The organism is Stenotrophomonas sp. BIGb0135 (assembly GCF_024810105.1).
In the GTDB taxonomy this organism is placed as follows: Bacteria; Pseudomonadota; Gammaproteobacteria; order Xanthomonadales; family Xanthomonadaceae; genus Stenotrophomonas; species Stenotrophomonas maltophilia_AB.
Genome location: NZ_JANUDX010000001.1, coordinates 560,706 through 582,390 on the forward strand (window position 1 = coordinate 560,706; position 21,685 = coordinate 582,390).

Here is a 21,685-nt window from a genome sequence, read left to right on the forward strand (position 1 = left end):
CCCGTTTGACATCAATCATCTGGAAATTCCTTTTCCGACTACACCATCGACTGCTACACAACGTGGCAATCGCTTCATTCCCCGTGAAGCTGCACCAGACCTTCACACGAAATCATACGAGGCGAACACGACCGGGATGTGAAGGATTCTTCTTGTGAAGAATATTTCACGCGGACGAGTCACAGCGTTGATCGAAATGGCAATATGCCATGCGAACGATTTACGAACAAGCACTGAACACTGTCAGATAATTCTTACAATGTGTGACACGCATCAGAGTCGCCGCGCGTCATTCCAATCTGGCAACATGCGTCTCCCGCCTAGATGGCCCCCCTGATTTCGACAGGTGCGTAGTGGATCAGACACGGATGGAAGAGTTCGTCACCAATTCCGCATTGCTTGCGGGACACCTGACACAGCAATGTGACAAGGCGATTGCCGACCAGAAGCACGCCGCCGCCGAGCTGCGGCAGGCGGCCGCCGACGTTGGGCAGGGCGTTGCCGCTGGACGCGCGGAGTTGGCGCACAGCGCGCGAAGTGCGGTGCGCGAAGCGCTCTCGCAGGAAATCCCGGCGGCGGTGGAAGCCATCGCCGAATCCGGGGATCGCCTGCGCCAGCTGGCCGACCAGCTGCAGCGCGAGCACCTGTCCGCCGCATCGCGGATGCGCGCCCTGGCCTGGAAATCACTGATCGCGATCGCACTGGCCTCGGCCGCGATCATCGGCGCCACCGCCTACACCGCATGGAACAACGTGCAGCGTGCGCAACGGGCGCAGGTGGACGCACAGGTGCTCGAAGCCCTGCAGCAGGTGTCCATCACCTCCTGCGACGGGACGCCGTGCGTGAAGCTGGCCGATGACCAGCGCCGCTGGAGCAAGAACAGCGACTACCTCCTGGTCGATGGCAGCGGCGCCGCCCCGGCCCCGAAGGCGAAGTAACGCGGCCCCCCCCACGCCGCGCGGGCAACCCGGCGGCGTGGCATCATTGCCCCCCTCTGCAAACGCACGCACGTCCGAGTCGAAGGAATCGCCTTGAACAATCCCCGTATCCTGATCTCCGCCGTGCTGGCGGTGATCCTGGCCATCGCGGCACTCTACCTTTCTGGTCTGCTCACCCTGCTGTTCCTCGGGCTGGATACCGGCGCGACCAAGTTCGGCACGTACTACCAGTACGTCAAGAACCTCAACCACCCCCAGGTGATGCCCTACGCGGGGCGCATCAAGGCCGCTGGCGCCATCTCGGCCGTGCTGATGTTCGCCGGCTGGCTGGCCGTCACGGTGATGATGTTCAAGCTGCGCAGCCACAGCAACATCCACGGCAAGGCGCGCTTCGCCGGGATGATGGACCTGGCCAGCAAGGGCTTCTTCAAGCAGAAGGACGACGGCATCGTGCTGGGCCAGATGAACGGCAAGCTGCTGCGCCTTACCGGGCAGCAGTTCGTCATCCTGGCCGCGCCGACGCGCTCGGGCAAGGGCGTGGGCGTGGTCATCCCCAACCTGCTGGACTACCGCGAATCGGCGGTGGTGCTGGACATCAAGCAGGAGAACTTCGACCTGACCTCCGGCTGGCGCCAGTCGATCGGGCATGAGATCTACCTGTTCAACCCGTTTGCCGAAGACCGCCGCTCGCATCGCTGGAACGCGCTGACCTACGTGTCCAACGACCCCGCGTTCCGCGTGTCCGACCTGCAGGCGATCGGCGCGATGCTGTACCCCGATGGCGATGACAAGGACAAGTTCTGGACCGGCCAGGCCCGCAACGCCTTCCTTGCCTTCACCCTGTATCTGTTCGAGCAGGCCGAGTCCCTGCCCGGCTCGCCCAAGCCGACCCTGGGCCAGGTGCTGCGCCTGTCCTCCGGCGACGGCACCGAGCTCAAGCCGTACCTGCAGAAGATGGCCGAGGCGCCGTTCCTCAGCGCGCAGGCGCGCACCGCCTTCGCCGGCCTGCTGTCGCAGGCGGACGTGACCTTCGCCTCGATCATCGGTTCGTTCCGCGAGCCGCTCAACCCGTGGTTGAACCCGGTGCTGGACGCGGCCACCAGTGGCGATGATTTCCGCCTTGACGACGTGCGCCGCAAGCGCATGACCATCTACGTGGGCATCCAGCCGAACAAGCTGGCCGAGAGCCGCCTGATCGTGAACCTGTTCTTCAGCCAGCTGATCAACGTCAACACCAAGACGCTGCCCCAGAACGACAAGGCGCTCAAGCACCAGTGCCTGCTGCTGATGGACGAATTCACCTCGATCGGCCGCGTGGACATCATCTCCAAGGCGGTCTCGTACATGGCCGGCTACAACATCCGCCTGCTGCCGATCATCCAGTCGATGGCGCAGCTGGATGCGGTGTATGGCAAGGAACTGTCGCGCACGATCATCACCAACCACGCGCTGCAGATCATCTACGCGCCGCGCGAACAGCAGGATGCGAACGACTATTCCGAGATGCTGGGCTATACGACGGTCCAGCGCCGTTCGCGCACGCGCTCGCATGGGCCGTCCAGCTCCGTGTCGGACAACGAGGTCCTGGAGCGGCGCGCGCTGATGCTCCCGCAGGAGCTCAAGGCGATGGGGCCGGACAAGGAAATCGTGCTGTACGAAGGCCTGCCGCACCCGGTGCTGTGCGCCAAGATCAAGTATTACAAGGACAGCTACTTCACCAAGCGCCTGCTGGAAAAGGCCGAGGTGAAGCCGCTCACCCTGCAGCACTGAGGCCACGAGCCCACCCGCCATGCGCCGCCACGCCGCCCTCACCTTCGCATGTTGCCTGGGCCTGGGCGCACTGGCGGCCAGCGCCGCCGCCCACGATGCGCCGGTGGCAAGCAACGCGGCCGCTACGGCGCGCACGGAAAACGGCGTGCTGCAGGGGGCGCCGTGGCGCATCGATCTGCCGGCGCACTGGAACGGCGAGGTGGTGATGCTCGCGCATGGCTTCGAGCCGGCAGGCACACCACGCCCTGCCGATTGGCCGGCCAACCCGTCGACCGCCACCCTGCTCAAGGCGGGTTTCGCGGTGGCCCAAAGCGGCTATGCCAGCCAAGGCTGGGCCGTGGCCGATGCGATCGCCGACACCGAACGCCTGCGCGCGCATTTCATCGCCACCCAGCCGACCACGCGCCGGACCTGGGTGCTGGGGTTCTCGATGGGCGGCGCGGTGGCCATCGCCACGCTGGAGCGTTATCCGCAGCACTACGCGGGCGGCGCCTCGCTGTGCGGGGCCAACCTCCCCGGCGAGGTGCTGGCCAGCGAGACGCTGACCACCCTGCTCGCCTTCGATCATTTCTTCCCGCGCGCACGCGGGCTGCCCGCGGCGGGGCTGGCCTCGCCGGCCGCTGCCTCGATCCCGCAGGCCGACCTGTACCCGGCCATCGCCGGCGCGCTGCAGGCCCAGCCAACGGTGGCGGCACGGCTGGCCACGCGGCTGCAGGTCACCGCCGAGCAGTTGCCCGGCACGATCAGCCTGCATGCCCTGGTGCTGCACGACCTGGTCAAGCGCAGCGGCGGCATGCCGGTCGGCAACCGCGACACGGTGTATGCAGGATTCGGCGATGACGCGGCATTCAATGCCGAGGTGCGCCGGCTGGATGCCGACCCCGCCGCGCAGGCGACGCTGCGGCGCGAACTGGGGCTGACCGGCGCGCTGTCGCGGCCGCTGGTGATCCAGTACAACCGCGACGATCCGACCATCAACCCGCGCTTCGAACCGGTCTATCCCGCCCTGGCGGCCAAGGCGGGCGCCGATCCGCTGCCGACGGTGCTGGCCCGTGCCGGCGAAGGCCATTGCGGCTTCTCCGACGACGAGGTGCTGGGCGCGATCCTGGTGCAGTCGACGGTGACGCAGCCCTGACCGGAAGGTCCCGCGCGGCGCTGGCCGGGCAATACCTCAGCGCGTGACGGCGGCCGGCGCACCGGCCTCGGGCTGCGCGGCATCGGCCGCATACTTGCGCTCGATGGCCGCCTCGCGGTCCCGACGCTGGTCGGCGCACCGTTCGCGGGCCTGGGTGAGGCTGCTTTCGGCGGTCTGGCGCTCCATGCTGATCGACTGCTGCAGGCTGGCCAGCTGGGTACGCACTCCGGACTCATAGGTGGCATTGGCCAGGTTGTCGCGCGGCGCGGCCAGTTGCTGGTTGAGCTCGCCCACCTGGCGCTGGTAGCCGGCGATGCGGCTGTCCACCGGGCCGAAGATGCTCGCCCGCGCCGAGGCCACGCAGTTGCGTTCGGCGATGGACGCATCGGACAGGTCGGTGGAGCGGAACACCGCCGTACGCGTGGCGACCTCGGCGGACGAGCGCGTCGCGCCGCGGTTGGAGCGCACGTTGACCTCTTTCGCGCCGGCGCCGCAGGGGTTCTGCGCATAGACAGTCTCGCCGTTGCTGCCGGTGCACCGGTACACCTGGGCGTGGACCTGGCCAGCGGTGCCGGCCGCCAGGCACCCCAGGGCCATCGCCAGCCCGATTCGTCGTGCGTACATGGAGGTACTCCGTTACGTCCCGTGATGGCCCATTCTTGCCCGAGCAACGCCGGGGATGCCAGTGTCCCGGGGGCGACGGAGCGAGCGGAGCCTGGGGCGCGCCCATCGGCCCGCAGCCGCCCACGCGGCGATGGGCACCGATGGGGCTACCATGTGGCGCCCCGGTACTGCAGTGGTTAGAGATGAGCGGTGACATCAAGATGCGCAGGGCGATCGGCTCGCACGGCACCGTGCACGGCGTCGACGGCCTGCAGCAGCGCCACGACGCCGCCCAGACCCTGCCGGCGCTGTTCTGCGACAGCACCGGCTGCGCCGCACCGCTGATCTTCGTGCCGGCGCGGCCGCGCCCGAAGACGGATCCGGCGTACCCGGCCCCGATGCCCGGTTACTTCGCCCTGGACAAGGGCGCGGCGCACGTAACGGGGTGCCGTTACAACGTGGCCGGGCACCTGGCCGAAGTGCTCGATGCCGCTGCGGCCAGCGACCCGGCATTCGTGCAGCGGCTGGACGATGGCCGCCACGAACTGCGCCTGCTCGCGCTGCACCAGGGCCTGAAACGGGGCGGCGGCGCGCTGCCGGAGCAGCAGATGCGCCTCCTGTCCACGCTGTTGGTGCTGCGCGCGATGTGTGGCAACGACGCACTGCTGGCCGACCGCGTGGTGCTGCGGCTGGGCAAGAAGAAGCTGGCCTGGGACGCGTTCTTCCATGACCCGGCGCGCTACGACGAGGCCTGGGCACGGCTGGATGCGGCCAGCAACGAGGTGCCCATGGCCCTGCTCGGCACGGTGCGATCACACCGCTCGCCGCCTCCGGGCACGGGCGCTGGCGCTACCTATCTGAACTGCGCGCCGAAATACCAGAAGACCGGGGTGATGGATCGCCGGGAGTTCTACGAGGTCAGCGTGGGTCACGATGATGCCGCGTGGCTGCAGCGCTTCCCGGTGGGCGCGGAGATCGTGATGTTCGGGCTGTGGCGGCAGGGCAACAGCCACACGTCCACCCGGCCGCACCCCACCGACCCCCGACGCAGCATCACCAACGTGACCCACAAGCTGGCGCTGCGACCGGGTTCGCCGGGCCAACTGGCCGTGGTCGCCTGAGCAGGCAGGACGGTGTGTGGACGCGCGCCGCTGCCTGGGCCCGCGGCACCGGCAACGCCCAGGCCAACGCCGCGCGATCATCCGTCCCAGCGCAGGCCCTTGGGATCGCTGCGGAAGCCCGCCGCGCGCAGCGCATCGATCAGTGCGCTGCGTGCGACCGGCGCGTCGTCGATCAGCTCCAGGGTGAAACGGGCGCGCCGCGTGCGCCCGAGCGCTGCGGCCAGCGCTTGGGCCGCCGCGTCTAGCAGGGTGGCGTCGGCGTCGGCGTCGAGCCACGTCAGGAGATGCCGGCCGCCCTGCGCCAGGTACATCTGCAGGCGACCGCCGACGATGACCACCAGCGCGCCGGCGCGCCGCAGCGGCCGCAGGGAGGCGGTATGCGGTGGCCAGGGCAACACGCCGCCGAACGGGTTGGCCGGATCGACCACGGACAGCGCGACGGCGACGCTGGAGCGCCCGGTGCCCGACGCCTCGGCGATCCCGCGCAGCCGGTCCACCGTGGTCCGCTCGGCGAACTGCGCGCCGCCGAGCGTCGCCACGAACCGGCCGCGCAGCACGCGGCCGGCATCCTCCATGCCGCGATACACCTGCTGCAAGGCGGGGAAGCCGCCTGCGATGCCTTCGGCGACGGCCGCGCCGCGGGTGACGATGGCGTGGCGGTCCAACAGCGCGTCGGCCAGGGCCACCGCGCGCAGCGTGTCGCTGGTGGCCTGCCGATGCAGCAACGACCAGCGCCCGGCCAGCGTGGCGGCGGTGAACGCGACCACGCGCGGCGCGGCGCCGTGGGGCGCAACCGCGGGATCGTGCATCGGGATGCCGCGCACCCGGCTGCTTCGTCGCGAGGTCCTCAGTGCCCGCGGACGCGGCGGCCGCAGTCCGGCCAGCTCACGCAGCGGATTCCAGATGTCGGTGGTGAGGTAGCCGCGCCAGGCGAGGTCCCACAGCGCGGTGTGCAGCGCATCGGGACTGACCTCCGCGCCCGCCTGCCCCCCGGCGGCGCCAGGCCAGCGCGCCTGCACCGCGGCGGCAAGCTGCCAGGCGAAGTAGGCCCCGCCATCGGCCAGCAACTGCAGGATCGCCTCTTGCAGCGGCGAGTGTTCCGCCGACAGCGGCAGCGGTGGCAAGGACTCGAACGCGAACTCCTGCAGGTGCAGGGAGACCAGCCCATCGTCCTCGCCCAGCCGGCCATGGCCAGACCAGACCACGGCGCCGGTGGCAAGCAACGCGTCGAGCAGCGCCGGCACGTAGTCGTGCACGCGCGCCGGCAGGATCTGGCTTTCCCATACAGAGACAGGCGCCGGCACGCCGGCCAGCAGCTCAACCACACGGGTCACGCCGTCGATGCCGTCCAGCGCACCCGTGGTGGACGCGGTCGCACCGCGTGCGGGCGGCGTTGCATCCGCCACCAGCCCGTGCCGCTCCAACAGCAACAACGCATACGCCTCGGGCGGCACTGGCCGGGTAGCGTCGCGGGCCGCCTGCAGCGAGCGCATGCGCAGCCGACGCAGGACGTCCTCGCCCACCCACTCATGGGTGGCCAACGGTGACAGCCCGGCAGGCGACGTGGCCGCATCCTGCTGGCGACAGACGACGCCGAAACTGCCCTTGAGGACGCTGCCCTGCGTGGCAAGCCGCTCCAGCGCCGCGTCGGCCACCGCCACGCCGAGCCCGAATGCAGCGGCCGCCTCGGCGCTGGTGAACGGGCGGTGGGTGCGCGCATAACGCGCGAGCAGCTCACCCAATGGATCGGCGGAGGGCTGCCGGAACACGGCTGGCACCTCGGCCGGGAGCATCACGCCCAGCGCATCGCGCAGGCGCGCGGCGTCTTCGACAGCCGCCCAGCGCATGCTGCCGGCCACGGGCACCTGGATCGCCCGGTGCTCGCGCTCGAGCGCCTGCAGGTGTTGGAGGGCATCGGGCGTGGCGTCGGCGAGGCGCTCGGCCACCGCCGTGACCGACAGCGGCCCGAGCACGCGCAGCAGGTCTGCCACGCCTTCCTTGCCTTTGGCGCGGCGTTCCGGCGCACGCTGTTGCAGGAGATTGCCGACCTGCTCCACCACGGCGGGGTCCAGCAGTTCGCCCAGGTCGACCTGCCCCAGCAGGTCCGCCAACAGGCCGCTGTCGAGCGACAGCACCGACGCACGGCGTTCGGCGAGCGGCACGTCGGTGCCATACATGAACTCGGCGACGTAGCCGAACAGCAGGTTCGCCGCGAACGGCGACGGCACCTCGGTGGTGACCTCGACGATCTCGATGCCGCCTTCGGCCAGCCGCTGCATCAGCGCGGCCAGGGCGTCGAGGTCGTAGACGTCCTGCAGGCACTCGCGCGCGGCCTCGAGGAGGATCGGGAAATCCGGATAGCGTTGCGCGATGGCCAGCAGTTCGCCGGCGCGCAGGCGCTGTTGCCACAGTGGCGAGCGTCGGCCCGGACTGCGCCGCGGCAGCAGCAGCGCGCGCGCCGCACACTCGCGGAAACGCGCGGCGAACAGGGCCGAGCCGCCGACCGCCCGGGTCACCTCGTCGCGCAGCCGTTCCGGCTCGAACAGGAACAGCGCCGCACCCGGCAGGCGGCCGGTGGCATCGGGGACGCGCAGGAGGATGCCGTCGTCGCTGGCCACCACCGTCGGGTCCACGCCCCAGCGCTCGCGGATACGGCCGGCCAGCGCCAATGCCCAGGGATCGTGGACGCGGCGACCATAGGGCGAATGCAGCATCACCCGCCAGTCGCCGGATTCGTCGCGGCACCGCTCCACCACCAGCCGGCGGTCGGTGGGCAGCGTGCCGGTGGACTGCCGTTGTTCCTCGACCAGCCCCAGCATGTTGCGGATGGCATTGCCGGCCAGGCCACTGGCCTGCAGCCGCGCGTCCAGCGACGGCGGAATGCCGCCGTCGCCTCCATCGGCGGCTGCGTCCAGGGCGGCAAGGAACGCGCCTACCGCCGCGCCCAGTTCCGCCGGCCGGCCCACGCCTTCGCCGCGCCAGAACGGCAGCCGCGCCGAGCGCCCGGGCGCCGGGGTGACCACCACCTGGTCATGGGTGATCTGCTCGATGCGCCAGGAGGTCGCGCCGAGGGTGATCACATCATTGACCCGCGACTCGTGCACCATTTCCTCGTCCAGTTCGCCGACGCGGCGCGAGCCGGCACGCTCTTCGCCTTCGGGCAGCATCACGCTGAACATGCCGCGGTCGGGGATGGTGCCGCCGCTGGTGACCGCCAACTGCTTGGCGCCAGGGCGCGCGCTCAGTTCACCGGTGTGCCGGTTCCAGACCAGGCGCGGGCGGAAGCCAGCGAAGTCATCGGAGGGATAGCGCCCGGCGAGCATGTCCAGGGTGGCATCGAACGCGCTGCGCGGCAGCGTGCGGTACGGCGCGGCACGGCGCACGCGGGCATACCAGGCGTCCACGTCCAGCGTGTCCATCGCCGCCGCGGCGACGGTCTGCTGGGCCAGCACGTCCAGCGGATTGCGGGGCGGGTCCACCGCCTCGATGCGGCCGGCCAGCATGCCTTCGATGGCGACCGTCGCGTCGATCAGGTCGCGCCGTGTGCGTGGGTAGACCAGGCCGGTGGAAATGCCGCCGACCTGGTGGCTGGCGCGCCCCACCCGCTGCAGCGCGCTGGCCACCGAGGGCGGCGCGGCGACCTGGATGACCAGGTCGACCAGGCCCATGTCGATGCCCAGTTCCAGGCTGGAGGTGGCCACCACGCAGCGCAGTTCGCCGGACTTCAAGGCCTGCTCGATGTCGCGGCGCTGCTCCTTGGAGACCGAGCCATGGTGCGAACGCGCGATCAGCGCCGGTGCGCCGGCGGTGCGCCCGCTGGTGCCGCCGTTGAAGGATCCGTAGTGCGATGCGGGGTCGGCACTCTCCGCCGCCGATGCCGGCGCGGCGTGCAACGCAGGATCGCGTGCCAGGCGCTCTGCGTACACCTCGTTGAGGCGCGCGGTGAGTTTCTCGGCCACGCCACGCGAGTTGGCGAACACGATGGTGGAGCGCCGCTGCAGGACCTGGTCCAGGATGCTGCTTTCCACGTGGGGCCAGATCGAGCCTACCCGGCCGGGTTCGTCGCCGGCGCGCGCGGGAATGTCGGCCATGTCCTCCACGGGTACCACGATCCGCACGTCCAACTGGCGCGCCGAGGGCGGATTGACCACGGTGACGGGGCGATCGCCACCGAGGAAGGCGGCCACCTGTTCCACCGGCCGCACCGTGGCCGACAGCCCGATCCGCTGCGCCGGCTGCGCCAGCAAGGCGTCCAGGCGCTCCAAGCTCAGCGCCAGGTGGCTGCCGCGCTTGGTGCCGGCCACCGCGTGGATTTCATCGACGATCACGCTGTGTACGCCGCGCAGCGTCTCGCGTGCCTGCGAGGTGAGCATCAGGAACAGCGATTCCGGCGTGGTGATCAGGATGTCCGGCGGCCGCCGCACCAGCCGGGCGCGTTCGGCGGCCGGGGTATCCCCGCTCCGGATGCCGACCGAGAGGTTCAGCGCCGGGTCGCCGCGTCGCTCGCGCGCGGCGTTGACGCCCTGCAGGGGAACCTGCAGGTTGCGATGCACGTCGGCACCGAGTGCTTTGATCGGTGAGATGTACAGCACCCGCGTGCCGATGGGCGCAGCGGCAGCGGGCGGCTGCCGTTCGCGCTCGCGGAATAGTTGGTCGATGGCATGCAGGAAGGCGGCCAGCGTCTTGCCCGATCCGGTCGGGGCGATCACCAGCGTATGCGCACCGGCGCCGATGGCCGCCCATGCATGCGCCTGCACCGGCGTGGGAGCATCGAAGGCGGCGGCGAACCAGGCGCGGGTGGCGGGCGCGAACGCGTCCAAGGCAGCGATGGCGGGAGGAACCGGGTCGGACATGATGCCTACTCTACCTACCTGCGCGGGTGCGGCTTCAAGGCGCCACCACCACCGCCCACGTGGGGGCGTGGTCGCTGGCCTTGTCCTGCAGCCGCACCCAGCGGTCTACCCCGGCCTCCTGCAGACCGGCGGTCAGAGGCGCGTTGAGCAGCAGATGATCGATGCGCAGCCCGCGATCACGCTCGGCATGCTGGCGGAAATAATCCCAGAACGTATAGATGCGTTCGTCCGGATGGCAGTGGCGCAGTGCGTCGGTCCAGCCCTGCACCAGCAGCCGCTCGAAGGCCGCGCGCGTTTCCGGCTGGAGCAACGCATCCTTGCGCCAGGCGCGGGGGTCGTACACGTCCTCGTCGGTGGGGATGACGTTGAAGTCGCCCAGGATCGCCACCGGGTGCGGCAGGTCCACCAGCGTCCTGGCGTGCGCGTGCAGGCGCTGCATCCAGCGCAGCTTGTAGTCGAACTTCGGCCCGGGCTGCGGGTTGCCGTTGGGCAGGTAGATGCCGGCCACCACGATGCCGTGGATGGCGGCCTCGATGTAGCGGCTCTGCGTGTCGGCCGGCTCGCCCGGCAGGCGCCGCCGGCTCTGCACCGGAGTGACGCCCCTGCCCAGCAACGCCACGCCGTTCCAGCGGCGCTCGCCCAGCCAGAGCGCGCCGTAGCCGGCCGCCTCCAGTTCGGCCACCGGGAACGCCTGGTCCACCGCTTTGAGCTCCTGCAGCGCGACCACGTCCGGGGTTTCTTTGGCCAGCCATGCCAGCAGCTGCGGCAACCGGTTGCCGATGCCGTTGACGTTGTAGGTGGCAAGTTTCAGTGTTTTCCTGCGCGGCATCCCCGGGCTCCAGGCGGCCAGGACCTGATTAGACGCTGGCGGGCGTCGTCGGCGCGTCACACTGACTGGCGGCTCACAACGGCGGCCGTACCCTGCCCGCATGCGCCGCTTCGCCCAAGCCATTGCCGATGCCGCCTCCCTGCCCGGCGGCCTGCCCGTATCGCTGGCCAACGCGCTGGCCGATGCACCGGACCGCTACAACATCGGCAAGAACGGCGTGGCCACCGTGATCGCGCGCGACGGCGATGGCAGCATCGTGCCCGCCGACATGCGCTGGGGCCTGGTGCCGCGCTGGTCGAAAGAGCCGACCACGCCCTACACCACGGTCACCGCACGGCTGGATCGCGCCGCCAGGAGCCGCATCTTCGCCCAGGCCTGGCAGCAGCGGCCGTGCGTGATCGCGATGAGCGGTTATTACAAGTGGGACAGGCAACGCAAGCCGCCGTGGCCCCTGTTCGTGCAGCGCACGGACGGGTTGGCGCTGCTGGCCGCCGGGCTCTGGGAGCACTGGGAGCATCCGGACGGCGACCAGATCGACAGCTTCACCGTGCTGACCGCCCCGAACACCGCCATACCGGCCCCGCTCACGCCCGATGGCCCGGTGTTCATCGACGGCAGCGTCGCCATGGCATGGCTGGCCGGCGCACTGCAGGCTCCCGCCGACCTGCGCGCACAGGCGCGCACGCCAGCGCTGGAGGCGTATCCGGTAAGCCGCGCGTTCCGTGATCCGGACCGCGACGACTACACGTTGCTGGAGCCGGTGGATCCCGACGCCGATGCGCCTGCGGACGCGGCCAGCGCCTGGGATGACGATGCCCTGGAAGAAGACGACGGCACGCAGTGACGCGTGCCGATGTCAACGAAAGCGAAAGCGCAGTTGGCGTCGCGTTGACACGAAAAGGAACAGGATCATCTGCCCGAACCTTTCAAACCTCATGAACGGCCGTCCGAATTCTCCCCCCGCACGCAGCCTCATCCTGGTAGTGGAAGATGAGATCCAGCTGTCCAAACTGTTCGTTGAAGTGCTCACCGAGGCCGGCTACGACGTGGTCGCCGCCGACTCCGTTACCGATGCGCTGAGCACGTTGTCCTACCAGCACTTCGATGCCGCCGTGCTGGATATCGAGTTGCGCGATGGCCCGGTGTTCCCCGTGGCCGACCGGCTGGCCGCACTCGGCACGCCTTTCCTGTTCGCCTCGGCGGTCTATTTCCAGATGGTGCCCAAGCAACATCAGGGCACGCCGTTCGTCGGCAAGCCGTTCAACATCGACGAGCTGGTGACCCGCGTCGACGATGCCGTGCGCCGCGGGCGGAGCGGGCCGCCGTTCGGCAAGGCCGCCGACTAGGCGTAAAAAAGGGCCGCAGCGTGCGGCCCTTCCATGTGCATGACCGATGCGCTCACTTGTGCTGCTTGTGTGAGCCGGCATCCTTGGCCTTGGCATCCTTGCCTGGCGCGTCCTTGCGTCCAGCGTCCTGCTGCTGTTGCTTCTGGCCTGCACTGTGGGTGCTGGCGTTGGCCTTCTGATCCTAGGTGGGCGTGCGCTTCATGTCCGACATTGCGTGCTCCAACGCGATGGAATCATCGCGCCATCCACGGTGTGCCCGGCGCGGTGACGAGGCCGTGTTTCCCTCGTCGCGGGGATGAACCCCCGTCAACCGCCGGCGTCGGCCGCCAGTTGGTTGATCCGGGCGCACTCGACCACCGCCGGTGGCGACGGCATGCGGGCCAGTTCGATCATGGCCCGTCCGACCGCCGCATTGCTGGTCACCAGCGCAGGCGCAGCCCGCGCGGCCAGCGTCATCACCGGCCCACCGAACAGGTACAGCGGCTTGAGCAGGGGGTGCCGCGTGCCGGTCCCGGCGACTGGACGCACGCCGCCCGGGCGCAGCATCACGGTGCGAATCGGCAGCGCCGTCAGCGCGGCCTCGGTTTCCCCCTTGATCCGCAGCGGCATGAACCGGCTGTCCGGATCGGCGTGCGCGCCCGAGACGTAGAGGAATCGCCCGGTGGGATTGGCCGACGCCCACGCCCGGGCCACGGCCAGGGTGGCCGTCAACGTGACCGCGCGATACTCCGCTTCCGGCGTGCCGATCGGCGGCGCCCCCGCGCAGTAGAAGCACGCCTGGAAACCGGCGAGCTGCTCGCCCAACGCATCGGCGCGGGTGAAATCCGACAGGACGATCGCGCGCACGCCGTCGGGCAGCCCGCCGGCGTGGCGGACCAGTGCGGTCACGCCCTGCACATGCGGTGAGGCCAGGCAGGCGCGCAACACGCCCTGCCCGACCAGGCCGCTGGCACCGGTGATCAGGACCTGCAGGCGGGAGGGAGTGCTCATGATGCGGTTCCTCGACAGGCCAGAACGCTAGAGTTTCACGAAACGCTGCATGCTTCGCGCCAGCCAGCCGCTGAAGCGCAGCGGCGCATCCAGCGCCGAGACGCAGATGCATGGCACGCCTGGCGCGGTGACCGGCTGGTGCTCGACGTCTTCGTCCAGGTCGGCCATGTCGCCCGGGGCAAAGGTGCCGAGCGCATCATTGTAGGCGCCGCGCAGGATCTGGGTGAGCTCGCTCTGGCCGTGGCTGTGCATCGGCAGGCACTTGCCCGGCGCGATGCGCAGCATGATCAGCGAGGGCATGCTGGCCGCGCGGATGCAGTGCACGCCCGGCGCGATCCAGCGCCAGCGCAGCGTGCGCAGCGAGGGCCCGAAATACGGATGCAGGGACACCGGCAGCGGGTCCGGATGCGACGACGCGGCCGTGTCGCCGGCCACCGGCGTCGCCAGCGGGCGCAGCGGGCGCACCGGCGTATCCCGCGCTTCCTCGGCCTCAAGCTGCGCCAGCATCGCCTCGCGCATGGCCGCCTGGCGCGCACTGGCGGGCTCGGGCTGGGTCTGGTCCAGCAGCGCCGCGCCGATCGCCTCGGCATCGCGCAGCAGCTGCCGGCAATGCGCGCAGCCCTCCAGGTGCGCGCTGGCAACCACGCCCAGTGCCGGCGGCAACGCACCGGCGGCGTAGCTCATCAACGTCGATTCGTGCAGGTGGTGGCGAGGGTTCACGGGGCGCTCCGCACGGTGGATTGCAACTGCAGGAAGGCACGGCGCAGGTGCGACTTGACCGTACCCAGCGGCAGGCTCAGCGCCTGCGCGATCTCGCTGTGGCTCTTCGCTTCGAAATGCGACATCCGCACCAGCCGTGCCTGGATCGCCGGCAGTTCGTTGATCCGCTGCCGCAGCCGCGCGTGGTCCACGAACTGCTCGGCCGAGGTGCGCTCGGGCGGGTCATCCACCGCGGCGGCCTCCACCGCCTCCTGCGCCTGCAACCAGCCGCGCTCGCTGCGGAACCGGTCGATGTGCAGGTTGCGGGCGATGCGGTACAGCCAGGTACCCAGCGCACTGCGCGAGGCATCGAAGTCGGCCGCGTTCAGCCACAGCCGCAACAGGCTCTCCTGCGCCAGTTCCTCGGCGGTGCCATCGGTGGCACCCCGCCCGCGCAGGTAAATGCACAGGCGCGGCATGAAGTGGTCGTAGATCCGGATGAAGCAGTCACGGTCACGCAGGCGCGCCACGCCATCCATGTCCTGCGTCCAGTCGGGAGGGGTCGTTGTGGGCTGCGCGGAGACGGACACGATGCGGGCGGCGTGGAAGGAAAAGGGAGGCGGGTCGGGGTGACGGTACATCTGCAGGGGATGACGCCGTGTGTAGGAGGTCATCAGGTGTACGCGCCACAGGGCCGATTGGATGCAGCCAGATGTCGGCGCCGGGGCCAGGCGCGGCCCACCGGCGCCGTCGACGCCCCCCTGCACGCCGCCGGGACGGCCACTTGCCGATCATGGGGGCCTCCCCCACCCGCCCCCCACCCCCAATGGCCAAGCCCTCCGGCTCCCGTCTTGTCATCTATGCCGCCCTTGCCGGCAACCTGTGCATCGCCATCGCCAAGTTCGTCGCCGCCGGCCTGTCGGGCAGTTCGGCGATGCTCAGCGAAGGCGTCCACTCGCTGGTGGATACCATCAATGAGCTGCTGTTGCTGTATGGCCTGCGCCGCGCCGAGAAGAAGCCGGACACCGTGCATCCGTTCGGCTATGGGCGCGAGCTGTACTTCTGGAGCTTCATCGTGGCCCTGCTGGTGTTCGCCGCCGGTGCCGGCGTGTCGGCCTATGAAGGCATCCAGCACATCCGCCACCCCGAGCCGGCCACCAACCACCTGATCAGCTATTCGGTGCTGGGCATCTCGATCGTGTTCGAGGGCGCGTCGTGGTGGATCGCGCTGCGCGAATTCCGCGCCACCAAGGGCGCGATGGGCTACTTCGAAGCCTTCCGGCGCAGCAAGGACCCGACCACCTTCACCGTGCTGCTGGAAGACAGCGCGGCGCTGCTCGGCCTGGGCTTCGCGCTGCTGGGGCTGGTCGCCGCGCAGCTGCTGGACATGCCGGTGCTGGATGGCGTCGCCTCGCTGTGCATTGCCGCGGTGCTGGCGGTCACCGCCTTCCTGCTGGCCCGTGAGACCAAGGGGCTGCTGGTCGGCGAGCCGGCGCACCCGAGCGTGGCCAAGCGCATCCTGGCCGTGGCCAACACCGACCCGGACCTGCGCAACGCCAACGGCGTGACCACCATGCAGATGGGGCCGGACCAGGTGGTTGCCATGCTCAGCGCCGAGTTCGAAGACGCGCGCACCACCCCGCAGATCGAGGCCTGCATCACCCGCATCGAGAAGGCGGTCAAGGCCGAGTACCCGGAGCTGGTCGCGTTGTTCATCAAGCCGCAGACGCCGGAGGTGTTCCATGCGCGGCGCGCGCGACTTGGCGAGGCGGAGTGACAGCCAGCGCACGCGCGCCGGCTGTCCCCCGTGGGGTCAGAACATCTCGCGCACGCTGCGTAGCAGTTCGTTCACGCTGAAGGGCTTGGGCAACAGCGACATGCCGGGACCGAGGAACTCGTGGCGCACCACCGCGCTCTCGGTATACCCGGTGACGAACAGCACCGGCAGGTGCGGGCGAAGCGCACGGGCGGCATCGGCCAACTCCCTGCCGTTCATCCCCGGCAGCCCGACATCGGACAGCAGCAGGTCCACCTCGCGCGTTGAATGCAGCTCCAGCAGGGCCTGTTGCGCGTTGATCGCCTCCACCACCTGGTAGCCGGCTTCCACCAGCATCTCGCGCACCATCACGCGGACCGAGTCGGTATCGTCCACCAGCAGGATGCGTTCGGCGCTGCCACGCGGCACCTGGGTGGGGGGCGCCGTCTGCGTGGTCGCGGCCAGCTCCCCTTCCGGCAGCAGCAGTTCGATCTCGGTGCCCTCGCCGGCCTCGCTGGCGATGCGGGCACTGCCGCCGGACTGACGGGCGAAGCCGTACGTCATCGACAGGCCCAGTCCCGTGCCCTCGCCCTGTGGCTTGGTGGTGAAGAACGGCTCGAAGACCTTGGTGAGCAGTTCCAACGGGATGCCGCGGCCGTTGTCGAGCACCTTCACGCTGATGTAGTACCCGGGCGCCAGCTCGTGGTCGCGCTCGATATGGGTGCGGCCGGCCCGGATCCGGATCAGCCCCTGCCCGTCCAGGGCATCGCGCGCATTGATGACCAGGTTGAGGATGACGTTCTCGAACTGGTTGGGGTCTGCCACCGCCACCATCGGCTGCGGGCCGAGCTCCAGCTCCAGCTCGATGTTCTCGCCGATCGAGCGCAGCAGCATGTCCTCCAGCGAGCGGATCCGCGCGACCACGTCGAAGGTCTGCGGGTCCAGCGGCTGCTTGCGGGCAAACGCCAGCATGCGCTGGGTCAGCGCCGCGGCGCGGTGGGCGGAGCCGGTGGCGATCTCGACGTAACGCGAGGCCTTGTCCCATTTCCCGCTGGTGGCGGCGATCTCGATCATGTCCAAACCGGAGATGATCGTGGTCAGCAGGTTGTTGAAGTCATGCGCGATGCCGCCGGTGAGCTGGCCGAGCGAGTCCATTTTCTGGGCCTGCAGCAGCTCGATCTCGGTGCGTTGCCGCTCGGCGATCTGGAAGGCGAGCTCCGAGGCCGCGCTGGCCAGTTCCTGGCGCTGCTCGGACTCGCGCGCATGGTGTTCGGTGATGTCCTCGATCAGCACCACGCCCTGCCCGGAGGCGCGGTAGGGCGTTACCCGCCACTCGGTGATGCGCGTTGCCGCATCGGCACGCAGGGCGAACGTGCCCTGCCACCGCTCGCCTTCGGCCAGCGCCACCTTGAGCGCACTCAACGGCGCTGCCTGGTCGGCCAGCAGGGCCTCCAGCGCGCCCGACCGGCTCGCGTCGACGCCGAGCAGGCGCACGAAGGCCGCGTTGGCGTCCTGCGACTGCAGGCTGGCATCGATGACGGCGATCGGCGCATTGATCTGGCGGAAGATCTCGCCGAAACGTGCCTCGGCCTCGCGCAGCGCCTCCTCCGAACGCCGGGCGCGCAGCAGGCTGCGCAAGGTGGCCAGCAGCACATCCGGGTCCACCGGATGGATGAGGTAGGCGTCGGCGCCGGCGTTCAGGCCGGTGATCAGGTCGCCGGTGGCGATGGACGCCGCCGAGACATGCACGACCGGCAGCAGCCGCATCCGCGCATCCTCGCGCAACTGGCGCACCACATCGAAACCGCTCATGTCGGGCAGGTTCACATCCAGCACGAGCGCACCGAAATCCTGCTCGGCCAGGCGCGCCAGCCCGTCGCCACCGGTCCCGGCTTCCTCCACGCGGAATCCGTGGTGTTCCAGCACCCGGCGCACCGCGTAGCGGGTGGCCACGTTGTCATCCACGACCAGGATGCGATCAGGCGTCGGCATGCGAAGCCTCCGCCGCCAGCTTGAGCGGCAACACCACGTAGAACACCGAGCCCTCACCCACCACGCTGTCCACCCCCACCTGCCCGCCGAGCAGCTCGGCGAAGCGCTTGCACAGCGACAGGCCCAGGCCCGTGCCGCGCAACCGCTTCTGCAGCGGCGTATCGACCTGCACGAAGTCCTCGAACAGGGTGGATTGCAGTTCGGCCGGGATGCCGATGCCGGTATCGCGCACGCTGAAGCGCACCGACTGCTCGCCTTCCAGGCAGGCCGAGACGACCACCTGCCCGTTCGGGGTGAACTTCAACGCATTGGAGATGAAGTTGCGCAGGATCTGCGCCAGCTTCTTGTCGTCGGTGTAGAGCATCGGCAGCGCCGGCGGGTCGTCGAACAGCAGGTCCACGTGGTTGCCCTCGGCCAGCGGGCGGAACATGCCGCGCAGTGCCGAGAACAGGTCCATGAGGTCGAACCACGCCGGCGAGATGGTGATGCGCCCGGCCTCGATCTTGGCCAGGTCCAGCAGGTCGTCCACCATCTCGCGCAGCTCGCTGGTGGAGGTGCTGATGAAACGCACCTGACGCCGCTGCTCATCGGTCAGCGGGCCGTCCATGCCGTCTTCGAGCAGTCGCGTCATGCTCAGGATCGAACCGAGCGGCGTGCGGAACTCATGGCTCATGTAGGACAGGAAACGACTCTTGAGCTCCGAGACCTCGCGCAGTTGTTCGGCCTGCTGGTCCAGCTCGGCATACAAGGCCAGCACGCCCTGGTTGGTTTCCTCCAGTTCGGCGCGCAGTGCATCGGCCTGCTGGCGCAGGCGCTGCACCTCGTGGTCATCCGAGGGGGTGCTCAATGCAGGTCTCCAAGGCGCAGGGCGACGATGCCGACGTCATCGCGGCCACGGTCGAAATCGCGTTGCAAAACCGCCACGATCAGGCTCGGGTGGCGGTGGAACAGGCCGGGGTAGTCACGCAGGCTCCATCGCGCCTGCAATCCATCGCTGTGCATGACCAGTAGCGTGCCTGCCGGCGCGTGAAACTGGAAGGGCTGGGCTTTGCGGTACTGCACGCCGACGATGCCCGGGTGGGACGCCATGCCGCGCGAGCTGGTGGGCTCACACAGCGAGGCGGCGATATTGCCGATCCCGGCGAACTGGATGCTGCCGGTGTGCATGTCCAGGCTGGCCACGGCCGCCGCACCGCCACGGGTGCCGGACATGCCGGCATGCAGCGCGCCGACCAGGGTCGGCGCGTCGAAGCCACTGGCCTGGCCGGCCGCGGCGACGCCGGCCTGCGCGGCATCCGCGGCGGGCAGCCCGTGGCCGAGGCCATCGATCATCGTGACGGCTACCGCGCTGCCCTGGACGCGCAGGTGCCAGGCATCCCCACACGCCAGCTCATGCCGCATCGGCACACGCAACGCACCGTAGGGCAGGTCGCAGGCGCCACCAGGGCGCGCGGGATATACCCGCGCCACGATCACCGCGCCCTTCGCGTCGGACCAGGCATCGAACAAGGTGGCCTGACGGCGGATCGCACCGAGGCCATTGCCCTGGGTGCCGCCGGTGGAATAGCCATCGGGCAGGCATTGCGCCAGCGAGAAGCCGGGGCCGTCATCGAGCGTGCACAGTTCCACGCCCGGGCCGGCGCGACCCGCGGCAACGGACAGGTACATGCGCCCGCCACGCGCGTGCTTGACCAGGTTGGTGGCCAACTCGGTCGCCACCAGCGCCACGCGCGCGGCATCGGTCTCGTCGAAGCCGACCTGCCCGGCAAGCGCCAGCGCCTCGCGCCGTGCCTGCCCCACCTGCGAGGTCTCTTCGATCACCACGACCCGCGTCAGGTGCCCGGCAAAGGTCAGGTCCATTTGGTGATCGTGATGCGCGTACCTGCGCCCGGTGCGCTGTCCAGGTCGAACTCATCCACCAGCCGGCGCGAGCCGGACAACCCCAGCCCCATGCCCGACCCGGACGACCAGCCATCGGTAAGCGCCTGTGCCAGATCCGGGATGCCCGGGCCCTGGTCGGCAAAGACCAGGCGCACGCCCTTGCGCAGGCCGCTTTCGAGGATTTCCCACTCCATCGTGCCGCCGCCGCCGTAGATCACCGCGTTGCGTGCCAGCTCGCTGGCGGCGGTGACCAGCTTGGTCTGGTCGATCAGGCGCAGGTTGCAGGCCACGGCCACCTGGCGCGCGGTCTGGCGCGCCAGGACCACGTCCTGCTCGATGCGGATCGGCAGGGTCCCACTGGCCGCGGTCATGGCGTCAGGTCATCGGAACGCTGCAACAGCTGCATGCCGCGCTCGACATTGAGTGCAGTGCGCACGCCGCTCAGGGTGAGGCCCAGCTCCACCAGAGTGATGGCCACCGCCGGCTGCATGCCCACCACGACGGTGGTGGCATCCATGATCCGGGCAATGGAGGAAATCGTGGAGATCATGCGGCCGATGAAGGAGTCCACGATGTCCAGCGCGGAGATGTCGATCAACACGCCCCGGGCGGAGGTGCGACGGATCTTTTCGCTGAGGTCGTCCTGCAGGGTCAGCGCAAGCTGGTCATGCATGTCCACCTGGATGGTCACCAGCAGCAGATCGCCCATCTGCAGGATCGGGATCCGTTCCATGTCAGCGCTCTGCCCGCACCACCGTCTGCCCGGTGCGCTTGAGCGCCAGGGCAAGCGCGTCGGCCAGGTTGGCCTTGGTCACGATGCCCTGCAGGTCCAGCCCGAGGTGCACGATGGTCTGGGCAATCTGCGGGCGCACACCGCTGATGATCGCATCGGCGCCCATCAGGCGGATCGCGGTGACCGTCTTCAGCAGGTGCTGGGCCACCAGGGTGTCCACCGTGGGCACGCCGGTGATGTCGATGATGGCGATCTCCGAGCCGGTGTCGACGATGCGCTGCAGCAGCGACTCCATCACCACCTGCGTGCGCTGCGAATCGAGCGTGCCGATCATCGGCAGCGCCAGCACGCCCTCCCACAGCTTCACCACCGGGGTGGACAGCTCCAGCATTTCCTCCTGCTGGCGCTGGATCACATCCTCGCGGGTCTTCTGGAACGCCTGCACGCTGTGCAGGCCGAGCAGGTCGAGCAGTTCGGAGATCGCCCACAGCTGGTCGGCCAGCTGCGCCGAATCGTCGGCGTAGCCCTGCTGGATCAGCTCGAACAAGGGGCGCTTGAGCGAGAACAGGAAGCTGGCGGTCTCGGCCGAATTGAATCCCTTCAGCACGCGGTCGCGGGACAGGGTCTCAAGGAAGCGCCGGATCTCCTGCCACTCCGGGCCGGCCAGGCTGCCGGTGTTGGCGGACAGGGCGTCCAGCAGCAGGCGCCACAGTTCGCGCGCCTGGCTGTCCAGTTCCCGCGCGGACAACCGGGCGTCGTGGGCCTGGCTCCCTGCCGCCAGATGCTGCAGCCATTGCGACACCACCTGGTCATGGTGGCTGCGGATAAGATCGATCGTGCGCTGCTGCAAAGCCGCCATGGAGGGTCCTGATGAGAAATGGAGAGAGAAAGTGCCTCCCTTCATGGCAATGAATGGGGGCCGGGACGCGAGCTTAAATCAATTCAGGTAGCTGAGGACATACGTTGCAGCGCCAGATGTGAAGGGCGCATGCACGTGCCTGACTAGTTCAGAAATAACGCCCCCGAATCCATCGCGTCG

19 protein-coding genes are annotated in these 21,685 nt (G+C 69.3%); 7 read left to right on the forward strand and 12 right to left on the reverse strand.

What is annotated here, in order from left to right; translation table 11 throughout:
* Nucleotides 1-368: 368 nt before the first annotated feature.
* The 3 genes from M2421_RS02580 to M2421_RS02590 all read left to right on the forward strand — a co-directional run bounded on the left by M2421_RS02580 (nucleotide 369) and on the right by M2421_RS02590 (nucleotide 3,843).
* On the forward strand, nucleotides 369-938 hold the full coding sequence (locus M2421_RS02580) for a hypothetical protein (RefSeq protein ID WP_259203030.1): 570 nt from the start codon (nucleotides 369-371) through the stop codon (nucleotides 936-938).
* 108 nt (nucleotides 939-1,046) lie between these two features.
* Nucleotides 1,047-2,708 (forward strand): type IV secretory system conjugative DNA transfer family protein, encoded by a 1,662-nt coding sequence (locus tag M2421_RS02585; RefSeq protein WP_259203536.1) that lies wholly within the window; start codon nucleotides 1,047-1,049, stop codon nucleotides 2,706-2,708.
* A gap of 19 nt (nucleotides 2,709-2,727) precedes the next feature.
* Nucleotides 2,728-3,843, forward strand: coding sequence for a lysophospholipase (locus M2421_RS02590; protein WP_259203031.1), 1,116 nt, complete (start codon nucleotides 2,728-2,730; stop codon nucleotides 3,841-3,843).
* A gap of 36 nt (nucleotides 3,844-3,879) precedes the next feature.
* Here M2421_RS02590 and M2421_RS02595 read toward each other — a convergent pair whose 3' ends face one another.
* Nucleotides 3,880-4,467 carry a DUF4124 domain-containing protein gene (locus M2421_RS02595; RefSeq protein ID WP_259203032.1) on the reverse strand — a complete coding sequence of 196 codons (588 nt, stop codon included), beginning with the start codon at nucleotides 4,465-4,467 and terminating at the stop codon, nucleotides 3,880-3,882.
* A 182-nt stretch (nucleotides 4,468-4,649) separates the two neighbouring features.
* Between M2421_RS02595 and M2421_RS02600 the strand changes: the two genes are divergently transcribed.
* Nucleotides 4,650-5,567, forward strand: coding sequence for a hypothetical protein (locus tag M2421_RS02600; protein WP_259203034.1), 918 nt, complete (start codon nucleotides 4,650-4,652; stop codon nucleotides 5,565-5,567).
* Nucleotides 5,568-5,644: 77 nt separating this feature from the next.
* Here the strand turns inward: M2421_RS02600 and M2421_RS02605 are convergent, their stop codons facing one another.
* Entirely contained in the window at nucleotides 5,645-10,420 is a 4,776-nt protein-coding gene (locus M2421_RS02605) for an ATP-dependent helicase (RefSeq protein WP_259203035.1), read from the reverse strand.
* 34 nt (nucleotides 10,421-10,454) lie between these two features.
* Nucleotides 10,455-11,249 (reverse strand): exodeoxyribonuclease III, encoded by a 795-nt coding sequence (gene xth, locus M2421_RS02610; RefSeq protein ID WP_259203036.1) that lies wholly within the window; start codon nucleotides 11,247-11,249, stop codon nucleotides 10,455-10,457.
* 100 nt (nucleotides 11,250-11,349) lie between these two features.
* Here xth and M2421_RS02615 point away from each other — a divergent pair, with 100 nt between their 5' ends.
* Together M2421_RS02615 and M2421_RS02620 are read left to right on the forward strand one after the other, a co-directional pair.
* Nucleotides 11,350-12,093 carry an SOS response-associated peptidase gene (locus tag M2421_RS02615; protein ID WP_259203037.1) on the forward strand — a complete coding sequence of 248 codons (744 nt, stop codon included), beginning with the start codon at nucleotides 11,350-11,352 and terminating at the stop codon, nucleotides 12,091-12,093.
* A 91-nt stretch (nucleotides 12,094-12,184) separates the two neighbouring features.
* Complete coding sequence (locus M2421_RS02620; protein WP_259203040.1) at nucleotides 12,185-12,595, forward strand: response regulator; 411 nt, start codon at nucleotides 12,185-12,187, stop codon at nucleotides 12,593-12,595.
* Nucleotides 12,596-12,901: 306 nt separating this feature from the next.
* Here the strand turns inward: M2421_RS02620 and M2421_RS02625 are convergent, their stop codons facing one another.
* The 3 genes from M2421_RS02625 to M2421_RS02635 are packed head-to-tail and all read right to left on the reverse strand — an operon-like array spanning nucleotide 12,902 to nucleotide 14,925.
* Nucleotides 12,902-13,585 carry an NAD(P)H-binding protein gene (locus M2421_RS02625; protein WP_259203042.1) on the reverse strand — a complete coding sequence of 228 codons (684 nt, stop codon included), beginning with the start codon at nucleotides 13,583-13,585 and terminating at the stop codon, nucleotides 12,902-12,904.
* Between the two features lie 27 nt (nucleotides 13,586-13,612).
* Nucleotides 13,613-14,305 (reverse strand): ChrR family anti-sigma-E factor, encoded by a 693-nt coding sequence (locus tag M2421_RS02630; protein ID WP_259203043.1) that lies wholly within the window; start codon nucleotides 14,303-14,305, stop codon nucleotides 13,613-13,615.
* Complete coding sequence (locus M2421_RS02635) at nucleotides 14,302-14,925, reverse strand: sigma-70 family RNA polymerase sigma factor (protein WP_310439316.1); 624 nt, start codon at nucleotides 14,923-14,925, stop codon at nucleotides 14,302-14,304. The genes M2421_RS02630 and M2421_RS02635 overlap by 4 nt, the downstream gene beginning before the upstream one ends.
* Before the next feature lie 185 nt (nucleotides 14,926-15,110).
* Here M2421_RS02635 and M2421_RS02640 point away from each other — a divergent pair, with 185 nt between their 5' ends.
* Nucleotides 15,111-16,061 (forward strand): cation diffusion facilitator family transporter, encoded by a 951-nt coding sequence (locus M2421_RS02640; RefSeq protein ID WP_259203047.1) that lies wholly within the window; start codon nucleotides 15,111-15,113, stop codon nucleotides 16,059-16,061.
* A 36-nt stretch (nucleotides 16,062-16,097) separates the two neighbouring features.
* Here the strand turns inward: M2421_RS02640 and M2421_RS02645 are convergent, their stop codons facing one another.
* The 6 genes from M2421_RS02645 to M2421_RS02670 are packed head-to-tail and all read right to left on the reverse strand — an operon-like array spanning nucleotide 16,098 to nucleotide 21,505.
* Nucleotides 16,098-18,032 carry a response regulator gene (locus tag M2421_RS02645; RefSeq protein WP_259203048.1) on the reverse strand — a complete coding sequence of 645 codons (1,935 nt, stop codon included), beginning with the start codon at nucleotides 18,030-18,032 and terminating at the stop codon, nucleotides 16,098-16,100.
* Entirely contained in the window at nucleotides 18,019-18,879 is an 861-nt protein-coding gene (locus M2421_RS02650) for a HAMP domain-containing sensor histidine kinase (RefSeq protein WP_259203049.1), read from the reverse strand. The genes M2421_RS02645 and M2421_RS02650 overlap by 14 nt, the downstream gene beginning before the upstream one ends.
* Complete coding sequence (locus tag M2421_RS02655; RefSeq protein ID WP_259203050.1) at nucleotides 18,876-19,892, reverse strand: ATP-binding protein; 1,017 nt, start codon at nucleotides 19,890-19,892, stop codon at nucleotides 18,876-18,878. Before M2421_RS02655 ends, M2421_RS02650 begins: the two co-directional genes overlap by 4 nt.
* A complete protein-coding gene (locus tag M2421_RS02660; RefSeq protein ID WP_259203051.1) occupies nucleotides 19,883-20,284 on the reverse strand; it encodes an anti-sigma regulatory factor in 402 nt (133 codons plus the stop codon). Before M2421_RS02660 ends, M2421_RS02655 begins: the two co-directional genes overlap by 10 nt.
* Complete coding sequence (locus M2421_RS02665; RefSeq protein ID WP_259203052.1) at nucleotides 20,281-20,646, reverse strand: STAS domain-containing protein; 366 nt, start codon at nucleotides 20,644-20,646, stop codon at nucleotides 20,281-20,283. The genes M2421_RS02660 and M2421_RS02665 overlap by 4 nt, the downstream gene beginning before the upstream one ends.
* 1 nt (nucleotide 20,647) lies before the next feature.
* Nucleotides 20,648-21,505 (reverse strand): STAS domain-containing protein, encoded by an 858-nt coding sequence (locus M2421_RS02670; RefSeq protein ID WP_259203053.1) that lies wholly within the window; start codon nucleotides 21,503-21,505, stop codon nucleotides 20,648-20,650.
* Nucleotides 21,506-21,685 lie beyond the last annotated feature (180 nt).

Excerpts from the sequence above, each read along its gene's own strand:
- M2421_RS02655 (WP_259203050.1), bottom strand. The coding sequence starts at position 19,892 with ATGGACCTGACCTTTGCCGGGCACCTGACGCGGGTCGTGGTGATCGAA.
- M2421_RS02580 (WP_259203030.1), top strand. The coding sequence starts at position 369 with ATGGAAGAGTTCGTCACCAATTCCGCATTGCTTGCGGGACACCTGACA.
- xth (WP_259203036.1), bottom strand. The coding sequence starts at position 11,249 with ATGCCGCGCAGGAAAACACTGAAACTTGCCACCTACAACGTCAACGGC.
- M2421_RS02590 (WP_259203031.1), top strand. The coding sequence starts at position 2,728 with ATGCGCCGCCACGCCGCCCTCACCTTCGCATGTTGCCTGGGCCTGGGC.
- M2421_RS02640 (WP_259203047.1), top strand. The coding sequence starts at position 15,111 with ATGGCCAAGCCCTCCGGCTCCCGTCTTGTCATCTATGCCGCCCTTGCC.
- M2421_RS02625 (WP_259203042.1), bottom strand. The coding sequence starts at position 13,585 with ATGAGCACTCCCTCCCGCCTGCAGGTCCTGATCACCGGTGCCAGCGGC.
- M2421_RS02600 (WP_259203034.1), top strand. The coding sequence starts at position 4,650 with ATGAGCGGTGACATCAAGATGCGCAGGGCGATCGGCTCGCACGGCACC.
- M2421_RS02660 (WP_259203051.1), bottom strand. The coding sequence starts at position 20,284 with ATGACCGCGGCCAGTGGGACCCTGCCGATCCGCATCGAGCAGGACGTG.
- M2421_RS02635 (WP_310439316.1), bottom strand. The coding sequence starts at position 14,925 with ATGTACCGTCACCCCGACCCGCCTCCCTTTTCCTTCCACGCCGCCCGC.
- M2421_RS02645 (WP_259203048.1), bottom strand. The coding sequence starts at position 18,032 with ATGCCGACGCCTGATCGCATCCTGGTCGTGGATGACAACGTGGCCACC.
- M2421_RS02670 (WP_259203053.1), bottom strand. The coding sequence starts at position 21,505 with ATGGCGGCTTTGCAGCAGCGCACGATCGATCTTATCCGCAGCCACCAT.
- M2421_RS02620 (WP_259203040.1), top strand. The coding sequence starts at position 12,185 with ATGAACGGCCGTCCGAATTCTCCCCCCGCACGCAGCCTCATCCTGGTA.
- M2421_RS02595 (WP_259203032.1), bottom strand. The coding sequence starts at position 4,467 with ATGTACGCACGACGAATCGGGCTGGCGATGGCCCTGGGGTGCCTGGCG.
- M2421_RS02665 (WP_259203052.1), bottom strand. The coding sequence starts at position 20,646 with ATGGAACGGATCCCGATCCTGCAGATGGGCGATCTGCTGCTGGTGACC.
- M2421_RS02605 (WP_259203035.1), bottom strand. The coding sequence starts at position 10,420 with ATGTCCGACCCGGTTCCTCCCGCCATCGCTGCCTTGGACGCGTTCGCG.
- M2421_RS02615 (WP_259203037.1), top strand. The coding sequence starts at position 11,350 with ATGCGCCGCTTCGCCCAAGCCATTGCCGATGCCGCCTCCCTGCCCGGC.